Raw genomic sequence first — 17976 nt, 5'->3', positions numbered from 1 at the left:
CAAAGCCCTTCCGGGACCATTCGGACCTCATCATAACGAACTTCGAGACGTGCGTGGAAGCGCGAAACTGACCAATTAGTGCACTGCAGCCTTGCGACCTGCTGCCATTGCGCGATGCAACCCTCGATGGCACATCGTCTCAGGCACGTGATCGGACTTGAAACCGCCTGTATAAGACCCGCATTATTTGCCCCGGGGTGCCGTCTCAGAGCGCCTCACTTGGGAGGATACAGATGAAAGCATTCACATTGGGTGCGGCGATCGCGCTTGCGTTTTCCGCCGCCGCCTACGCGCAAGCGCCGACCTGGACCGTTCCGGAGGAAAGCCAGCGCTGTCCGTCGAAATGGGGCGCGGCCGACGAGCGCGGTTCGGGCAATCACCAGAAGCCCGCGGCCGTGATGAACGCCGCCAAGCTGATCAAGACCGGCGAGGTGATCGAACTCGCGCATGTGCTCGGCCCCAGCATGGCGTTCTTCGGAACGCGGCGCTTCGACGTGCACGCCAAGCGCACGTTCATGAACGAGTTCTCCAACATGCGCGGCTCGAACGAGGAGATCATCATCACCGAGCTCGGCCAGGTCGGCACCCAGTTCGACGGTTTTGCGCACCAGACCCATCTCAACAGCTGGTACAATTGCCAGAAGGTCGCCGAGAACGTCGATCGCACCGGCTTCAAGAAGTTCGGTATCCACAATGTCGGCGCGCTGTTCACGCGCGGCGTCCTGATCGACGTCGCGGGCTTCAAGGGCGTCGAGATGCTTGGCGACAATTACGAAATCACCGTGGACGATCTGGAGGGCGCCCTGAAGAAGCAAAACCTGACGCTGCAGCCCGGCGACGCCGTCATCATCCACACCGGCTGGGGCAAGCTCTACGGCAAGGACAATCCTCGCTACGTGAAATCCTGCCCGGGCATCGGCGTGCCGGCCGCGCTCTGGCTTGCCGCAAAGGACCCGATGCTGCTCGGCGCCGACAACTGGCCGGTCGAGGTCGCGCCCAACCCCGACAAGCAATTGTCGCTTCCGGTGCACCAGGTCGCGCTCGTGGTGAACGGCATCCATTTGCTGGAGAACCTCAAGCTCGACGAGCTCGCGCAGAAGGGCGTCGGCGAGTTCGCCTTCGTGATGCAGCCGCTCAAGATTCAGGGCGGCTCGGGCTCGACGGTGTCGCCGATCGCGGTGCGGTAGCGGCGGTTCTTCGATTTCGGCAAGGCTTGGTGCTGTCTGATATCGCAGACCACGATCACGCCCAGGCGCAGCGTGACGTCCGCTCTGGAAACGAGCGGACGTCGCGTGACCGTTGCGCGTGTCCGTTCCAGAGCCGAAGTGGACTTCACATCATGTGGCCCTCGCCCATCATAACTAAGTCGTCGGAACTCGGATGAGGGCATGGAGTTGGCTCACAGTCGGATCAAATGCCACAGCGGAGGCGGTGAACCCAGATTGCCCCGCTGACATTCCAACGGAGCTTCGCCATGCCAAACACCGAAATGAAGGATCACGTTTACAAGATCCTGGACCTCGTCGGATCCTCCGAGAAAAGCATCGAAGATGCCATTCAGAACGCCATAACCCGCGCATCAAAGACCGTTCGCTCCATGAAATGGTTCGAAGTGGTACAAACGAGAGGCCACATCGAGGATGGATCCGTGCGCCATTACCAGGTCACCCTGCGGGTTGGATTTACCCTGGAGGGGTAATTCCTGGCAACTCAGCAGGACGAACAGAGTGAGGACGAGCAGAGTGCGTCAAGAAACCGACGCACGTTTCGGTACGGACTTGCGTGCCCGCGCATCAAATAGCTGACATTGAGAGCGCTGAAAAATAGATGTCCGCTATTGCGTCGTCAGCGACCTGTCGGGGCCCGCGGCGCCAACCCGGTCCCTCAACTGATCGAACTCGCCGGGCTGATAGGTGGCCCCATCGGGCGTTACGATTTCGACGTTCCAGCAGCCGTCCGATATCAGTTCCGCGGCTTTCTTCAACGCAGCCGGAACCGACCCCCGGTTGAGGGTCACGTTTCCCGCCGTATCCTGCGCAGTAATCAAAAACCTCATATGACCGCCTCCCGGCGCAAGCTGCCAGCCATTCTGGCCTGGCGCGCGGCTGCGTCAAGAGCATAGCCAGATATCCGGGCATTCACTTCGCAAATGGGTTCACCCAGCCTCCCCGGCCCGCCGGCGCGCGCGGCGGATAGGCCGTCTCGAGATAGGTCAGCACCCTTTCGCGGTCCTTGTCGTCGAGCGGCGGCATGTTGTGGCGGCGGATCATCAGGTTGATCGAATCCTCCCACTGCGCGCGCGTCATGCCCTGCTGCGCCACCAGCCGAAAACCGTGGCAGGCGGTACAGGCGTAGAAGGTCTCGTCGCGACCGGCGCCCGCGGCGAACTCCTCCGGGCTTTCGTCGCGCGGCGTGAAACCCGTTTGCGCCATGGCCGGCACTATCAAGAGCATGCCGGCCAAAGCGAGCCACGCAAAACGCCGCATCATCCGACCAGCACGGCGATGCGGTGCATGGCGTTGCCGCCATAGCCTTGCGGATTCCAGAAGCCGGCCTGATGCGGCTGCATCGCGCCCCTGGAATCGGTGGCGCGCGCCCAGATCTCGAAATAGCCGTCGCTCGGCAGCTTGATGGTCGCGGTCCAGCGCTGCCAGTCATATTTGTTCTTCGGCTTTTCCAGCGTGGTGCGCTGCCAGTTCGCGCCGAAATCGGTCGAGACATCCACCTGCCTGACGGTGAGATCGCCGGCCCAGGAGGCGCCGCGCAGTTTCAGCTCCTTGGTGCCGGCGGCGAACTTGGCGCCATTCGCGGGATTGGTGATGATGGAGCGCACCGGCATCGACTCAAGAATGCGGAAATTCGCCGGATCGGCCTTGCCGCCGGGCACCATCGGCTTGATCGCGAGCCGATAGGAAAACTCCGTCATGCCGGGGCCGTCGTGCTCCTTGTCGCGGATGGTGATGCGCGTCAGCCATTTTTGCGAGGCCGAACCCGCCCAGCCCGGCACAACCAAACGCACCGGCCCGCCATGAATGTTCGGCAGCGGCTTGCCGTTCATGGCCCATACGATCAACGTGTTCGGGTCCATCGCCTTCTCCAGCCGCACGCCGCGCGAGATGGTCGGCTTGCTGGCGTCGCCCGACAGATGCAGGTCGGCCGCATAATGCGCGGTGTATTTCGCTGATGGCTTGAGGCCGGCCTTCTTGAGCAGGTCGGCGAGCGGCACGCCGGTCCATTCCGCGCAGCCTGCCCCGCCATTGGTCCACTGGTTGCCGCGCGCCGGCGGCGAGAATCCCGCGCGGCCGTTGCCGCCGCATTCCAGCACCATGCGCCGCGTCACGGCCTTGTATTTCGATTTCAGTTCGCCGAGCGTGATCTCGATCTTGTTGTTGACCTCGCCGTCGATGGTAATCTTCCAGGCGTCGGGATCCTTGGTCTCCTCGGGGATCTGCCCGTTGTTGCGGATATAGAATTTTTCGATCGGCGTGGTGTCGTCGTCGAGCAGGCTTTCCGGCGTCTCGGCGACCAGCGGCTTTTCGCCGAGCACGACGAGGCCTTCGTGCTTGCCGGGGAATTTCAGATATTGCGGTCCCTTGGCCGCGGCCGGCGCGGCGGCCTGCGCGTGGGCCTCCGGAATGCCTATGCCGTTGCGCGACAGCGGCAGGCCGCCGCCGATTGCCGCGCCCAGCGCCACAAGACCTGAACTGCCCAAAAATCTGCGCCGGCTGGTATCGAAGCCATTGCCATCAGCCGCACTGCCGCCGGTTTCCCGCGCCATGACGTCTTCTCCCTTGTTGCCCGCCCCCGGGCTTTCTTGGCCGAACTCCCCTCCGGGAATCCAACTAGGGGGAGTATTTGCGTTTTGCAGCCGTGCCGCAAGATGGCGAGTTCGTAGCCCGCGCCGTCGCAGGTCAGTCAACGGGATGCCGAAGGTTCGTTCTCATCACATGGTTTTCGTAAGCCTGATCGCCGATCACAAAATCCGTGGAGCCGATCCTGGTAAAACCATGCCGGAGATAGAAGCCGATGGCCCGGCGGTTTTTGGCTTCGACCTTCAGCCAGGCGTTTTCGCCGCCCATGTTCCGGCAGTGGTCCAGGGCATGACGCAACAGCGCGCCGCCCCTTCCGCCCGCCTGGTGCCTCGGTTGAACATACAGGGTGGTGATTTCCAGCGGCGAACAATCGGCCTGCGGCGGCGCGGCCGTCGAACAAACAGTCACGAAACCATCAATTCCCGTCCGGTTCTCCGATACCCAGATCGCCAGATCGGGATCGCCGATCGCGTTACGAAACTTCTGCGCCGTGAATTCCGAAAGCACATAGTCCGCGAATAACGGACTGACGCCATCCCGGAGATACGTGTTCACCCAGACTTCGATGCTCACCGCAGCCAGACTGGACGCGTCTCGTTCCTCAGCCCTCCTGATCATCCCTGCTCACATCCCTGCACGAGGCCTTCAAAGCCGCGTCGGCCGGCCGTTTTGAATTTATCGGCCCCACGCGCTAGCTGTGAAACTTCAGCCCGTCGACGATCTTGTCAATCACCTTGCGCCCGGCGCGCATGGCGAGGCCTACCAGATTGAGCCGGGCACGGTCGGCAGGCGCTGTATGGCAGCAACGCTGGGGTGGACGCCATTTGTAGTGACACCTCCGGAAACAGGGCGTAATTTTCAATGCGCTGATCAAGCAGGTGCAATGGGGGCCTCGAAGAGGAGGAACTTCCATGGGACTTCGCACAAATTTGTTTCTCGCGGCCGCTCTTGCCATCGCCGCCGTCCCGGTTGCTCCGACGCGGATCGCGGCGGCTGAGCCCGCCGGCCAGATCACAATCCTCTACGACGCTTTCGGCACCGATACGGCGATGAAAAAGGATTGGGGCTTCTCAGCGCTCGTGGAAATCTCCGGCAAACGAATCCTGTTCGACACAGGCAACGACTCCGACATCTTCGCAGCGAACATCAAGGCGAAGAACATCGACCTCACCAGCATCGACTTCGTGGTGCTGTCACACCGCCACTCCGATCACATGGCTGGCCTGAACCATGTTCTGAGCGTGAATCCGACGGTGAAGATCTACGCACCCAGGGAAGGATTCGGAATTTATGGCTCGTCGCTGCCATCGAGCTTCTACCGAAAGGACGAATCCTTGCCGCCGGAGATGCGCTACTACGACGGCAAGCCGCCGGAAGTCATGAAATTCGGCACCGCCTGGCAGCGAGCCAATATCGAGCCGATCGACAAGACAACGGAAATCGCCCCAGGCATCACGTTAATAGCACTTGTGTCGGATGCCCCCGGCACAAAGGAACTGAAGGAGCTGTCCCTCGCCGTCAACACGGCGGACGGCGTCGTGCTCGTGGTCGGCTGCGCGCACCCCGGGATCGAAAAGATCGTCGAGGCCGCGACATCAATCAATCCCAGAATTCGCTTGATCGCCGGCGGCTTCCACCTCGTCGTTGCATCAGACGAGGTCATTGCCAAAGCCGTGTCAGCGCTCAAGGACACGTTCAAGGTAGAGAACATCGCCCCGGGCCACTGCACCGGTGAGCCGACCTTCTCGGCGTTGAAGCGGGCTTACGGTGACCGATACCTTTATGCGGGTGCTGGCACCTCGCTGTCGTTGGGACCACGCGTGGGCTCTGTTGGGCGACGTGGCGAGGGACCGGCGCTCCAGGAAGATGATCTGGCCACCTATCGGAAGCTGGCCCAACGGGAAGACCCGTTCGGCATCCTTCGCGCGCGGCAACCACGCACGAGGCTTTCGCACCTATGAACGCGACCACCTGAGCAACGGTCGATACACGTGACGATCCCCCGATATTGCTCGGTGTAAAACTTCAGCCGTCCACGATCTTGTCGATCACCTTGCGCTCGGCGCGCATCGCGATCCCGACGAGATTGAGCTCGGCGCGAATCACGCCCTTGACCATCTCGCGGTTGGCGGCGTCATGGGTGATCTCGACTATCGTGGGTCGGGTCGCAGTTCATCAGGCGCCGCGCCCGGCTCAGGCCAGCCGCATTCGTATTCTCAGCGTGTATCGACTCTGTAAGCCACAACAGTGCCCTCCATCATCATCGGGATCATGACAATCCCGTCCGGTCCCATCCCGAGGTCGGCGCTCCCCTTCGCGAGTGGAAGAAGGCGCGTCGCTGTGCCATTGCTCGCGATGCGGAACAGCCCGCCGGTCATCCAATCGGTGGCAAGATAGCCGCCCTTGCCATCGGGTTCGACGCCGTCGAGATTGCCGACTGGTGTCGAGCTACCCAGATCGGACACTTTCTTCGTCGCCAGATCGACCGCCTTCATGCGGCCGGGAACCTTCGTTGAGAAGTCCGGCGCCATCTTGCCCCATGACGCAACCACAAGCCGGCCGTCCTCGACGAGGAGCCCGTTCGGATTTTCGAGCGTGTCATCCTGCGTCAGCAGAGACAGCTTGCCGCCGTCGAGCACCCAAATGCTGTTTGACACCATATCGGAAGCGTAAATCCGTCCACTCTTGTCAGCCGCGAGGTCGTTCAAGAACTTGGATCCGGGTGCCTCGAACCGGTTCAGGACTTCGCCCTTGGCGAGGTCGATTTCCGCAATCCGGTCCACATCTGCGACGTACAGCCTGCCATTGCCGAGCGCGAGCCCCGTCGGACTATCGAGTCCCTTGACCCACTCGATTGTTACGACCTTTCCATCCGAACCGAGCTTTGAAACAAAGCCGTTGCCATCCTTTTTCATCGGATCGCCGTTGACGTTCGACACATAGATGGCCCCCGCAGCCCGGTCGAATACTGCCGATTCGGGGTTCTTGAAGCCACTCGCCTCCCACAGCTTCTGAGGTTCCGCGGCGCCAGCGCTGAAGGTAAGAACAGCTAACATTAATGCGGAGAGCTGAGGTGTCCTCATGGTAGCCTCCTCGTGCTGCCCCGACGAACGAACAAGCCTGTCACGGCAAGTGTTCCTCGGTTTTTCTCTTAAATTGCAGCGCCGGGTTGGGCGGGCAGATCAGCGTCTTGCGATGAGCTCGACTGTTTGGCGCGGCGAGCACTGCACCAACGATGTCCGGTCCGACGATTGATTTTACCAAGTCAACTCAGCAGTTAGCGCGGCGGCTGCTTTGAGGTCCCCCTTCAACGAGGCCGCCATGGCACAATGTCGGACCAACAGCTCAGGCTTGCTCCACCCGCTAGCTGTGAAACTTCAGCCCGTCGACGATCTTGTCGATCACCTTGCGCTCGGCGCGCATCGCGAGGCCTACCAGGTTGAGCTCGGCGCGGATCACCGCCCTGACCACCTCGCGGTTGGCGGCGTCATGCGTGGTCTTGAACATGTCCTCGGTATAGACCGCGGGCGTGACGTTTCGCGCCAGCGCCCGTTCGAGCGCGCGGGTGAGTGCCGGCCGGTCGGCGCCGTAGATCAGGATCGGCTGGCCGATCAGCGACAGATATTTCGTGCCGGAGCCGTCGCCATAGGGCTCGCCGATAGATTCGGGAAAGGCTGCGGCAATGCCGCCGGCCAGGAACGAAGCGACGTTGAGTTTTTGCCAGGCTTCAAGGTCGGTCCGGATGATGACCGCGATCTTGGTGTCGAATTGCATGATTGATTTGCGCCGATGACGGGATTGGGACTGTTCGCGCCAAGCGTAGCTTGAATATTTCCGCAGCGGAAGTCGCACCTCTCCCCAGGGGAGAGGTCGACGCGTACGCGCCAGTTTTGACGATGCTCGCCGCCAGACGCATATTAGTGTAAACTGTTGTGACGTTCCGAGCGGGAGGGCGAGCATGGAGTGCCCGAGCTGCGGAAGCGCCAATCAGGATGGCAGCCGGTTCTGCGGGAACTGTGGATCGCCGCTGCAACAGTGTTGTGGCGCCTGCGGCCGCGAGAATCCGAGTGGCAATAGTTACTGCAGCAACTGTGGCGCTCCTTTGATCGGTGCTGCTTTTCAGGAACGATCGTCAGCGGTCGGCACGCCCGCCAGGCCGACGTCCCAAGGTGCCGAGCGTCGGCAACTCACGGTCATGTTCTGCGACCTTGTCGGCTCAACCGCGCTCGCGTCACGACTCGATCCGGAAGACCTGCGCGAGGTGATCGGCGACTACCACAAAGACGTTGAGACGGTTGTGGACCGTTTCGATGGCTTCGTCGCCAAGTATATGGGCGATGGTGTCTTGGCCTACTTCGGCTACCCGCAGGCACATGAGGACGACGCGGAGCGGGCGATTCGCGCGGGTCTGGAAATTGTGACGACCGCGCGGCCGGTGCCGGTTGCGCCGGGCGGGAGACTTCAGGTGCGGGTGGGCATCGCCACAGGCCTCGTCGTTGTGGGGGATCTTGTCGGTGCGGGCGAAGCCCAGGAGCGCGGCGTCGTGGGTGAGACACCCAACCTCGCGGCGCGCCTGCAAGCCCTGGCGGAACCAGGCAGCGTCGTAATCGCCGCAAGCACGCGCAAGCTGACAGGCGAGATCTTTGAGTACGAGGAACTCGGCGAGGTGGAGCTAAAAGGCTTCGTCGCGCCAGTGGCCGCGTGGCGCGTGCGAGGCGAAGGCGCAGTCGAAAGCAGGTTCGAGGCTTTGCATTCGGCCGCCGCGCTCGCCCCGCTCGTCGGACGCGAGGAGGAGATTCAGCGGCTGCTCCGGCACTGGACACAGGCGAAGCAAGGTGAAGGGCAGGTCGTGTTGCTGACGGGCGAGCCAGGCATTGGAAAGTCGCGCCTGAGCGTTGCGCTTGAAGAGCACCTGTTCGATGAGCCGCACATGCGATTGCGCTACTTCTGCTCGCCATACCACCAAAACAGCGCTCTCCATCCGACAATCGTGCAGCTCGAACGAGCCGCCGGGTTTGAGCGGGAAGACACACCCGGGGCCAGGCTCCACAAGCTGGAGGCGCTGCTCTTACAGAGTTTGACGCCAATCGCGGACGTGATCCTCCTTGCCGAATTGCTGAACATTCCCAGCGACGATCTGTACGCCCCATGCGAACTCAATCCGCAGCGAAAGAAGGAGGAGACGTTCGAGGCGCTGCTCCGGCAACTCGTAGCCTTGACCCAGCACCAGCCGGTCTTGATCATTTACGAGGATATGCACTGGATCGACCCCAGTTCGCGTGAGTTGCTGGATCGTGTAATAGATCGCGTGGCAAGCCTGCCGGTGCTCCAGTTGATCACCTTCCGCCCTGAGTTTTCGCCGCCTTGGAGCGGACGATCGCACGTGACGATGATCGCACTCAGCCGGCTGGACCGGCGCCAGGGTGCGCTGCTGGTACAGCGGGTCGCTGGCAACAAGGCTCTGCCCACTGATACGGTGGAACAGATCGTCACGCGCACCGACGGCGTGCCGCTCTTTGTCGAAGAGTTGACGAAAGCCGCTTTGGAGGCCCGCGCTGGCGGAGGCAACGCAGAAGGCGCACTCATAGGGGCATCCACATCAGCGCTCGCCCTGCCCGCGACACTGCACGCGTCGCTCCTGGCGCGGCTCGATCGGCTCGGGCCAGCTGCCAAACAGGTAGCGCAGACCGGAGCTGCCATCGGGCGCGAGTTTTCCTACGAGCTGCTCGGCGCCGTCGCCACCCAAAACGAGCGGGAGCTGCAAAACGAACTGGCTCGGCTCGTCGCTTCTGAACTGGTGTTTCAACACGAAGCGCCGCCGGAGTCCGTTTACACCTTCAAGCACGCTCTGGTGCAGGATGCCGCCTACAGCACACTTCTGCGCAGCGATCGGCAGCAGCTACATGCGCGCATCGCCGAAGTCGTGGAGCGGCGCTTTCCCGAGCGGGTCGCGCGTGAGCCTGAACTCCTGGCGCATCATTTGACGGAAGCTCGCAAGACCGAGCGTGCCATCGGCTATTGGCTGAAAGCGGGCGAGCGAGCTGCCGAACGCTCGGCCAATCTCGAAGCCATCCGGCATCTGACCCGGGGATTGGAAGCATTGAAGGTGCTTCCGGAAAGCCCCGAACGGGATCGGAAGGAACTCGAATTTCAGATCGCGATCGGCACCCCCCTGATCGCCGTGCACGGCTATTCCGCAGCGCAAACGGGCGCAGCCTACAGCCGGGCACGCGTTCTCTGCGAGCGCCTCGGCGAGGCGGAGCCTCTCGTCGCGACGCTAAGCGGCGAGTTCGTCTATTACTTCGTACGCGGCGACCATCGAACGATGCGGCGACTGACCGATGAGGCTCGGCATGTATCCGAACGCCTGCCGAATCCGCTGGTTCGCCTTGCCAGCCACCGCTTGGCCGGGATCACGGCCATGCACTCCGGTGCGTTTCTCAAGGCACGGTCCGAGTTCGAGGCGATCCTGCAGCTATACGACGCGCGCCAGCACCGATCGCAGCCGGTGCACTACGTTCATGACCCGAAGGTCTCGGCCCTCACCTATCTTGCGCTGGTCCTCTGGATCCTGGGATTACCCGATCAGGCGCGCCGTTCGAGTAATGAGGCGTTCCGCTGCGCGGCCGAGTTGGATCAGGCGAACCTCACTGCGCACGTCCACAACTTCGCAGGGGCCGGCCTGGATGAACTGCTCGGCGATGTCCCGGGCGTCCGAACCCATGCAGAAGCGATCGTTGGGCTGGCCGATCGGCACAACCTGGGTTACTGGCGCGTCAATGGCCTGATTCTTCGCGGCTGGGCGATGGTGCAAGAAGGCGCCACCGAGGCCGGTATCGCGCTCATGCGCCAGAATGCAGCCGATCGCGCAGCGCTCGGCGTCGGGTGGTATCAAGCCCGGTATCTCTGCATGCTCGCTGCGGCCTATGCGCGAGCTGGGCAGGCCGAATTGGGGCTGCGCGTCATAGCCGAGGCGAAGGCCCTCGTCGCGGCCAACGACGAACACATGTGGGAGGGCGAGCTCGACCGCATCGAGGGGGAGCTCAAGCAGGTGCAAGGTGCATCGGCCGCTGAGATCGAAGCCTGCTTTGCGCGGGCCATAGCGATAACCCGCGCACAAGGGGCCAGATCGCTCGAACTCCGCGCCACCCGCGACCTGGCGCGCCTCTGGCATGATCAGGGGCGACACGGTGATGCCTGCGCGCTACTCACGCCCGCTTTCGGCGCCTTCACTGAGGGCTTCGAAACCGCCGATCTAAGAGCCACAAGGGCATTGCTCGACGAACTGACCTGAGGGGCATGGCTTGATTTTCGCCGCGCTTGCCAAGCTCACCCCTTGGCGTCGCAGGCCCAGGCGCGGATGACGCATTCCTTGCCGCCGAATTCGTAGCACTTCTTTGTCGCGGCGTTGAGCGAGCTCGAAATTTTGGGTTTTACGGCATAGCCGTGGGGACCGCACGGATTGGTCATGTCGACCGCGAGCGCGGCGCAGGCCCGATTCATGGTGAGCGCGGTGCAGTTGCCCTTGCACTGTTTCAGCGCCGCGGCACGCGCGGCGGCCTCGGCCGGATAGTCATAGGCCTGGCCGTAGGCGCCGCATTTGCCGACGGCGAAGGCGCCGGCCGCCCATGCCCTGGTGATGAAGCCCGAGATGCCCAGTATCAGCGTCAGCGCAAGGATAAAGAGCGCGCGGCGCTGTGCCGCCACGGTCGAAACGATCAAATGCCCCTCCCCCGAGGTAACGGGGAAGAATCTAGCCGCGGGGAGTTTCAACTTGGTGAACGGAAGCTTCGTAGGGTGGGCAAAGCGAAGCGTGCCCACCGCTTCTTCGCGATCGTGAAAGGATGGTGGGCACGCTGCGCTTTGCCCACCCTACAAATCAACCCCGCCGCGCGGCTTCCAGCGCCTGCGGCGTGTCGATATCGAGAAACGCGCTCTGACCATCGACCGGGACTTCGGCGACGGCCTCAGTGTGCTTGGCGATCAGATGGCGGGCGCCGACGTCGCCGTCCAGCGTCATCAATTCTTTAAAGAAGCGCCGCGACCACAACACGGGATTGCCGCGGCGGCCGTCGCTGACGGGCACCGCGATCAGATGGCCGCGGTCCGGCGCGAAGGTTTCGATCAACTGGTCGATCAGTTTTGCGGAGATCAGCGGCATGTCGCCGAGACAGACGACGGCGCCGTCGGCATTTTCCGGCACCGCTGATATGCCGGCCTTGACCGAGGACGCCAGGCCACCGGCGAAATCCGGATTGCGGACGAACTTTACGTTGAGGCCCGCCAGCGCTTGCTCGACGAGATCGGCCTGATGGCCGGTGACGACGATGATTTCGGTCGCCTTCGACGCCAGCGCCTGCTCGGCCACGATCCGCACCAGCTTCTTGCCGTCGATTTCGGCCAGCAATTTGTTGGGACCGCCCATCCGCGTCGAGCGACCGGCGGCGAGCACGATTGCCGTGACGTTGCGGTTGGCTTCGAGGTCAGCAACGGTGCGCGGCTGCGGCCGCGTGACGATTTCCATCAACAAGCCGCCGACGCCCATGCCAGTCAGTTCCGCGCGCGTGACTTTCAAGCCGGCGAGAAGCCGCATCAGCACCCAGTCGAAGCCGTTTTCGACCGGCGAGCGCGCGCAGCCCGGCGCGCCCAATACCGGCACGCCGCCAGCGCTGCCGATCAGCAGCAAATTGCCGGGATCGACCGGCATGCCGAAATGCTCGATCGCGCCGCCGACTTCGGTGATTGCGGCCGGGATCACGTCGCGGCGGTCGGCGATCGCGGAGGCGCCGAACACGATCACCAGCTCAGCGCCGAGGCCTAGCAATTCCTTGATCGATGCCGCGAGATCAGCCTCATCGTGCGGCACGCGGCGCTCGGCAATGATGCTGGCACCGGCGGGCGCCAGCCGCTCCGCCGTCACCCGCAGGGTCTTGTCGATCACCTTTGGCGAAAGCCCCGGCAACAGGGTCGAAACCACGCCGACCTTCTTGATGACATAAGGCGCAATCCGCAGTGTGCCCTTTCCCGCGACATCAACGGCGGCATCGCGCAGTTTCGCTTCGACGCCGAACGGAATGAGTTTGACCGTTGCGATCATCTCGCCTTCGACCACCGGCTTGAAAGCCGCGAGCGTTGCAAAGGTGATGGCTTCGTCGACACCGTTGATGCGGTCGACCGCGGCGCGATCGACCACCAGCACGCCAGCCTGTGCGGCGAACAGATTGGAGCGGCCGGTAAAGGCGCGCTCGACATTGACGCCCTCGCCGGCAACGGCCTGCGCAATGCTGGCCGCGGCTTCGTCTTCGGAGACGTCGCCCGCCTCCAGCCGCACCACGACGATTTCCTTGACGCCGGCCTTGTTGAGCGCCTCAACCTCAGTGGGGCCGATCGTGGTGCCTTTTTTGAGCACCAGCGACCCCTGCCGCAGCGTATGCACGGTGACGCCGCCAATCGCGTCTTCCGGACTGGCGGGACCGAACTTCATGCTGCCTGTACCTTCGCGGTTTCCTTCGGCAACCGCAGCTCGGCGGTGATCTCGGCCATGATCGCGACCGCGATCTCCGACGGCGATACCGCGCCGATCGAAAGCCCGATCGGCGCATGGATGCGCGCGATATCGGCGTCCGATGCGCCCTGCGCCTTCAGCCGCTCGGCGCGCTTGGCATGGGTCTTTCGCGAACCCAGCGCACCAATATAGAAACAGTCGCGTTCAAAGGCATGCAGCAGCGCCGGATCGTCGATCTTGGGATCGTGCGTCAGCGCGACGAACGCCGTGTAATGATCGATATTGAGCGGCGGCAGCGCCACGTCGGGCCACTCCGCGATCAGCGGCACGTCGGGAAAACGCTCGGGGCTCGCGAAGGCCGTGCGCGGATCGACCACCGTCACGTCATAGTCGAGCGAACGTGCCAGCGGCGCCAAGGCTTGGCTGATATGAACCGCGCCGACGATGACGAGGCGTGCGGTCGGCGCGTAGACGTTGAGGAAGAGCTTCTTGCCGCCGCTCTCGATCATGCCGCTCTTGCCCATGCGGAGCTGCTTGGCAAGTTCAGCGCCCAGCGGATCGACGGCGATGTCCTTGGCCTTCACCAGCCGCTGCTCGCCATTGGCGGTATCGGTGACCACGATGACCGGCCGGCGCGCGGCGCGCTCGGCATTGACCTCTGTCAGGGTTTCGAGTTTCACGACTGGCCCACCTTCTCGACGAAAACGCGGATGGTGCCGCCGCAGGACAGGCCGACATTCCAGGCGGTCTCGTCGGCGACGCCGAATTCCAGCATTTTTGGCTTGCCGCTGGCGATCACGTCCAGCGCCTCGGTGACGACCGCGCCCTCGACGCAGCCGCCGGAGACGGAGCCCAGAAACGTGCCGTCATCGTTGATGACGAGGCTGGAGCCGGCCGGCCGGGGCGCCGAGCCCCAGGTCTCGACCACGGTCGCCAGCGCCACGCCGTGGCCCGCCTTCTGCCAGTTCTCGGCGGCCTGCAGAATGTCTTCGTCGCGGTTGAGCATGTGGGGCCCTTTCAAGCTGCTGAACGGATGCGGCTCATGTGGTGCGGCGGGGGCGGCGCCGAAAGCGCCGCGATCAGCCCTTCCATGGAGGTCAAGTTATGCACCGGGCGGAATTCGTCAACGTGCGGCAGCATCATTTTGATGCCCTGGGCCTTGGCCTCGAAGGCGCTGTAACGCAGCAGCGGGTTGAGCCAGATCAGGCGGCGGCAGGACCTATGCAGCCGGTCCATCTCGAACGCGAGCTTGGCGTCGGCCTCGCGCTCCAGCCCGTCTGATATCAAGAGCACGATGGCGCCCTGGCCGAGCACCCGCCGGCCCCACAATTTGTTGAAGCTGTGCAGCGAGGTGGCGATCCTTGTGCCGCCGGCCCAGTCCTCCACCGAGGACGAACAGCTCGCCAGCGCGTCATCCGGATCGCGCGCCCGCAGCGAGCGCGTCACATTGGTCAGCCTTGTGCCGAACAGGAACACGGAGACGCGCTTGCGGGCGTCGGTGATGGCATGGAGGAAGTGCAGGAACAGCCGGGTATATTCGCTCATCGACCCTGATATATCGAGCAGCGCCACGATCGGCGCCGGCTTCTCGATCAGGCCGAGCTTTCTGATGTCGATGATCTCGCCGCCGGTGCGCAGACTGCTGCGCAGGGTTCGCCGCATGTCGAGCTTGAGGCCCTTGGCGTCCGGCTGGTAGCGGCGGGTGCGCAACTCGGCCTGCGGCAGCTTCATATTGGCGATGGCGCGGGTGACCTCGGCGATCTCCGCCGCGCTCATCTGCGCAAAATCCTTCTTCTGCAGGATCTCCTTGTCGGAGACCGACAGCCGCAGCTCCTGCTCCTGCACCTGCTCGGCCTCGTCGCGCATCGACGGCTGCGCCAGCGCCTCCTGCACGCGGCGCGAGGCCGGCGGTGGCTTCTTTTTGGCGTGATCGGGCAATGGCACCGAATCCAGCATGTGCTTCCAGTCTTCGGCGGCGCGGAAGAACAGGTCGAACGCCTGGGCAAAGATCAGCATATGCTCATGCCGCTTGACGAAGATCGCCTCCAGCGTGGCGTAGACATCGGCGCGGTGGCCGATCTCGATCGCCTGCAGCGCATTGAGCGCGTCGATAACGGCGCCGGGGCCGACGGGAATCCCTGCCGCGCGCAGCGCGCGGGCGAAGCCGACGACATTGTCGGCCATGTGGCCGGTCGGCGGATTGAGGTGATCGATGGTGGTCATGGTCGAACCCGGCTTCCACTCTCTCGTCATTCCGGGGCGATGCGTCAGCATCGAACCCGGAATCTCGAGATTCTCAGGTGCGCAATTGCGCACCATAGTTCACGCTTCGCGTGCCCCGGAATGACGACCTAATCGCTCGTCGCTTCCTTCAAAACCTTTTGCAGCGTGTCGCCCTGCATGCGCGCGATGTCGTCCTGGTATTTCAACAGCGCGCCCAGCGTATCGCCGACCATTTGCGGCGTCAGCGAGCGGGCGTCGAGTTCGGTCAGCGCGGTGGCCCAGTCGATGGTCTCGGCCACCCCCGGCGACTTGTAGAAATCCTGGTCGCGCAGCGCCTGCACGAAACGGACGACCTGCTGCGACAGCTTTGCGGAAATATCAGGCACGCGCGACTTGACGATCGCAAGCTCGCGCTCGGCCTCGGGATAGTCGACCCAGTGATAGAGACAGCGGCGCTTCAGCGCGTCATGGATCTCGCGGGTGCGGTTGGAAGTAATGATGACGATCGGCGGATGCGGCGCCTTGATGGTGCCGAATTCGGGGATCGTGACCTGGAAGTCGCTGAGGATCTCCAGAAGATACGCCTCGAACGCCTCGTCGGCACGGTCGAGTTCGTCGATCAAAAGCACCGGCGCGCCGGCGACGTCAGGCTCCAGCGCCTGCAACAGCGGACGCTTGATCAGAAAGCGCTCGGCGAAAATATCCGAGGACAATTGCTCGCGGTCGGTGTCGCCGGCGGCTTCCGCCAGCCGGATCGCGATCATCTGCGCCGCGCTGCTCCACTCGTAGACGGCGGAGGCGACGTCGAGCCCCTCGTAGCATTGCAGGCGGATCAGTTTTCGCCCGAGCGCGGCGGACAAAACCTTTGCGATTTCGGTCTTGCCGACGCCGGCCTCGCCTTCGAGAAACAGCGGCCGGCCCATGCGCAGCGACAGATAGGCCACCGTCGCCAGCGACCGCTCGGCCAGATAGCCGCGCGAGGTCAACAGCTCGAGCATGCCATCGACGGATTTGGGCAGCGCCGATGCACTCATGGGAAAACCAATCTCGATACGCCGGTAATCGGCAAACTTACTTCGCCGTCGCGGCTTCGACGGCGCGGCGCGTCAAGACGCCGATCAGGTGCGCGCGATATTCGGCGCTGCCGTGCAGATCGCTGTTCAGCCCTTCCGACGACACCGAGATGCCGTCGAGCACCTTGTGCGAAAAACGCTTCTTCAGCGCCTCTTCAAACTGGGTGGCGCGGAACACGCCGTCCGAGCCCGCGCCGGTGACGGCGACGCGCACATCCGACGGCCGCTTGGCGACGAACACGCCGACCAGCGCGTAACGCGAAGCCTGGTTGCGGAATTTGACGTAGGCCGCCTTCTTCGCCAGCGGGAACATCACCTTGGTGATGATCTCGTCGCTCTCGAGCGCCGTCGTGAACAGCCCCTGGAAGAACTCTTCCGCCTTGAGGCGGCGCTTGTTGGTGACGATAGTGGCGCCGAGCGCGAGCACCGCTGCAGGATAATCCGCGGTCGGGTCGTTGTTGGCGAGCGAGCCACCGATGGTGCCCTTGTGGCGCACCGCGGGATCGCCGATTCCGCCAGCGAGTTCGGCCAGCGCCGGGATGGCTTCGGCGACGATCGACGAGGTCGCGACTTCGGCATGCCTCGCGGTCGCGCCGATCACCAGCGAACGGCCCTTCATCTCGATGGCGTCGAGCCCTTCGATATGGGAGAGGTCGACCAGGTGCGGCGGGCTGGCGAGGCGCTGCTTCATGACCGGCACCAGCGTATGGCCGCCGGCGATCACCTTGGCGTCTTCGTTCTTCACCAGCAGATTGGCGGCCTGCCGCACGGTCGCCGGACGATGATATTTGAATTCGTACATTGAGAACTTCCTGATCGCGGTCGCGATGAAATCAATTAAGCGAGATCGGCCTCAAGCAAGATCAGATTTGGCCATCGCCTTGGCGCCGGCGGCGATCGAGGCAACGATGTTCTGGTAGCCGGTGCAGCGGCACAGATTGCCTTCGAGCTCCTCGCGAATGACGTGGTCCGAAAGATCGTGGCCCTTGCGATGCACCAGATCGACCGCCGTCATGATCATGCCGGGGGTGCAGAAGCCGCATTGCAGGCCATGATGCTCGCGAAAAGCTTCCTGCATCGGATGCAGCGGCGCGCCGTCGGCGGCCAGGCCCTCGATGGTGCGGACCTCGTGGCCGTCGGCCATGACAGCGAGCGTGGTGCAGGACTTCACCGCCTTGCCGTCGAGATGCACGACGCAGGCGCCGCATTGCGAGGTGTCGCAGCCGACATGGGTGCCCGTCAGCCGCAGATTTTCCCGCAGCAACTGGACCAGGAGGGTACGGGGATCGATATTGGCGTTTACGGGGTTACCGTTCACGATCAGGGAAATCTTGGCCATCACCACTCTCTTGAGCTGCACCGC

General features: G+C 63.3%; 18 protein-coding genes and 2 pseudogenes. 4 read left to right on the top strand and 16 right to left on the bottom strand.

The features are described from left to right. Window positions 1-233: 233 nt before the first annotated feature. Together C7G61_RS17870 and C7G61_RS17860 are read left to right on the top strand one after the other, a co-directional pair. Entirely contained in the window at window positions 234-1187 is a 954-nt protein-coding gene (locus tag C7G61_RS17870) for a cyclase family protein (RefSeq protein ID WP_108516576.1), read from the top strand. A 287-nt stretch (window positions 1188-1474) separates the two neighbouring features. Continuing rightward, window positions 1475-1699 (top strand): dodecin, encoded by a 225-nt coding sequence (locus tag C7G61_RS17860; RefSeq protein ID WP_108516571.1) that lies wholly within the window; start codon window positions 1475-1477, stop codon window positions 1697-1699. A 135-nt stretch (window positions 1700-1834) separates the two neighbouring features. Here C7G61_RS17860 and C7G61_RS17855 read toward each other — a convergent pair whose 3' ends face one another. The 5 genes and pseudogenes from C7G61_RS17855 to C7G61_RS47445 form a co-directional block, all read right to left on the bottom strand. Further along, on the bottom strand, window positions 1835-2056 hold the full coding sequence (locus C7G61_RS17855; protein WP_108516569.1) for a hypothetical protein: 222 nt from the start codon (window positions 2054-2056) through the stop codon (window positions 1835-1837). 82 nt (window positions 2057-2138) lie between these two features. Next, window positions 2139-2453, bottom strand: a complete 315-nt coding sequence (locus C7G61_RS17850; protein WP_244608349.1) for a hypothetical protein — start codon at window positions 2451-2453, stop codon at window positions 2139-2141. A 32-nt stretch (window positions 2454-2485) separates the two neighbouring features. After that, window positions 2486-3778 (bottom strand): sulfite oxidase, encoded by a 1293-nt coding sequence (locus tag C7G61_RS17845; RefSeq protein ID WP_108516564.1) that lies wholly within the window; start codon window positions 3776-3778, stop codon window positions 2486-2488. Between the two features lie 133 nt (window positions 3779-3911). Then, the gene (locus C7G61_RS17840; protein ID WP_244608338.1) at window positions 3912-4385 is read right to left on the bottom strand and encodes a GNAT family N-acetyltransferase; all 474 of its coding nucleotides are present in this window, start codon (window positions 4383-4385) and stop codon (window positions 3912-3914) included. A 118-nt stretch (window positions 4386-4503) separates the two neighbouring features. After that, window positions 4504-4593 (bottom strand): annotated as a pseudogene (locus C7G61_RS47445) (DUF2000 domain-containing protein); the annotation flags it as partial. Between the two features lie 130 nt (window positions 4594-4723). On the opposite strand from C7G61_RS47445, the gene C7G61_RS17830 reads away from it, so the two are divergent. After that, a complete protein-coding gene (locus C7G61_RS17830) occupies window positions 4724-5773 on the top strand; it encodes an MBL fold metallo-hydrolase (RefSeq protein WP_108516556.1) in 1050 nt (349 codons plus the stop codon). Window positions 5774-5837: 64 nt separating this feature from the next. Here C7G61_RS17830 and C7G61_RS17825 read toward each other — a convergent pair. The 3 genes and pseudogenes from C7G61_RS17825 to C7G61_RS17815 all read right to left on the bottom strand — a co-directional run. Then, window positions 5838-5954, bottom strand: a pseudogene (locus tag C7G61_RS17825) (DUF2000 domain-containing protein); the annotation flags it as partial. Window positions 5955-6028: 74 nt separating this feature from the next. Further along, window positions 6029-6895 carry an SMP-30/gluconolactonase/LRE family protein gene (locus tag C7G61_RS17820; RefSeq protein WP_108516554.1) on the bottom strand — a complete coding sequence of 289 codons (867 nt, stop codon included), beginning with the start codon at window positions 6893-6895 and terminating at the stop codon, window positions 6029-6031. Window positions 6896-7175: 280 nt separating this feature from the next. Continuing rightward, the gene (locus tag C7G61_RS17815; protein ID WP_108516552.1) at window positions 7176-7586 is read right to left on the bottom strand and encodes a DUF2000 family protein; all 411 of its coding nucleotides are present in this window, start codon (window positions 7584-7586) and stop codon (window positions 7176-7178) included. A gap of 184 nt (window positions 7587-7770) precedes the next feature. On the opposite strand from C7G61_RS17815, the gene C7G61_RS17810 reads away from it, so the two are divergent. Continuing rightward, on the top strand, window positions 7771-11106 hold the full coding sequence (locus C7G61_RS17810) for an adenylate/guanylate cyclase domain-containing protein (RefSeq protein WP_108516550.1): 3336 nt from the start codon (window positions 7771-7773) through the stop codon (window positions 11104-11106). A 35-nt stretch (window positions 11107-11141) separates the two neighbouring features. Here the strand turns inward: C7G61_RS17810 and C7G61_RS17805 are convergent, their stop codons facing one another. The 8 genes from C7G61_RS17805 to C7G61_RS17770 form a co-directional block, all read right to left on the bottom strand. Further along, entirely contained in the window at window positions 11142-11531 is a 390-nt protein-coding gene (locus C7G61_RS17805; RefSeq protein ID WP_190241877.1) for a DUF4189 domain-containing protein, read from the bottom strand. Between the two features lie 160 nt (window positions 11532-11691). Further along, window positions 11692-13296, bottom strand: a complete 1605-nt coding sequence (locus tag C7G61_RS17800) for an NTP transferase domain-containing protein (protein ID WP_108516546.1) — start codon at window positions 13294-13296, stop codon at window positions 11692-11694. Next, a complete protein-coding gene (locus C7G61_RS17795; protein ID WP_108516544.1) occupies window positions 13293-13997 on the bottom strand; it encodes an XdhC family protein in 705 nt (234 codons plus the stop codon). Before C7G61_RS17795 ends, C7G61_RS17800 begins: the two co-directional genes overlap by 4 nt. Beyond that, the gene (locus C7G61_RS17790) at window positions 13994-14323 is read right to left on the bottom strand and encodes an XdhC family protein (protein ID WP_025589337.1); all 330 of its coding nucleotides are present in this window, start codon (window positions 14321-14323) and stop codon (window positions 13994-13996) included. Before C7G61_RS17790 ends, C7G61_RS17795 begins: the two co-directional genes overlap by 4 nt. 11 nt (window positions 14324-14334) lie before the next feature. Further along, window positions 14335-15591 carry a vWA domain-containing protein gene (locus C7G61_RS17785; RefSeq protein WP_108516921.1) on the bottom strand — a complete coding sequence of 419 codons (1257 nt, stop codon included), beginning with the start codon at window positions 15589-15591 and terminating at the stop codon, window positions 14335-14337. A 77-nt stretch (window positions 15592-15668) separates the two neighbouring features. Continuing rightward, the gene (locus tag C7G61_RS17780) at window positions 15669-16574 is read right to left on the bottom strand and encodes an AAA family ATPase (protein ID WP_108516542.1); all 906 of its coding nucleotides are present in this window, start codon (window positions 16572-16574) and stop codon (window positions 15669-15671) included. A 37-nt stretch (window positions 16575-16611) separates the two neighbouring features. Next, entirely contained in the window at window positions 16612-17415 is an 804-nt protein-coding gene (locus C7G61_RS17775; protein ID WP_108516540.1) for an FAD binding domain-containing protein, read from the bottom strand. A 51-nt stretch (window positions 17416-17466) separates the two neighbouring features. Further along, window positions 17467-17952, bottom strand: coding sequence for a (2Fe-2S)-binding protein (locus tag C7G61_RS17770; protein ID WP_108516919.1), 486 nt, complete (start codon window positions 17950-17952; stop codon window positions 17467-17469). Window positions 17953-17976 lie beyond the last annotated feature (24 nt).

The sequence above is a fragment of the Bradyrhizobium algeriense genome, assembly GCF_003062295.1.
In the GTDB taxonomy this organism is placed as follows: Bacteria; Pseudomonadota; Alphaproteobacteria; order Rhizobiales; family Xanthobacteraceae; genus Bradyrhizobium; species Bradyrhizobium algeriense.
The sequence above is the reverse complement of the archived record's forward strand: the minus strand, read 5'-3'. Positions and strand labels throughout refer to the sequence as shown.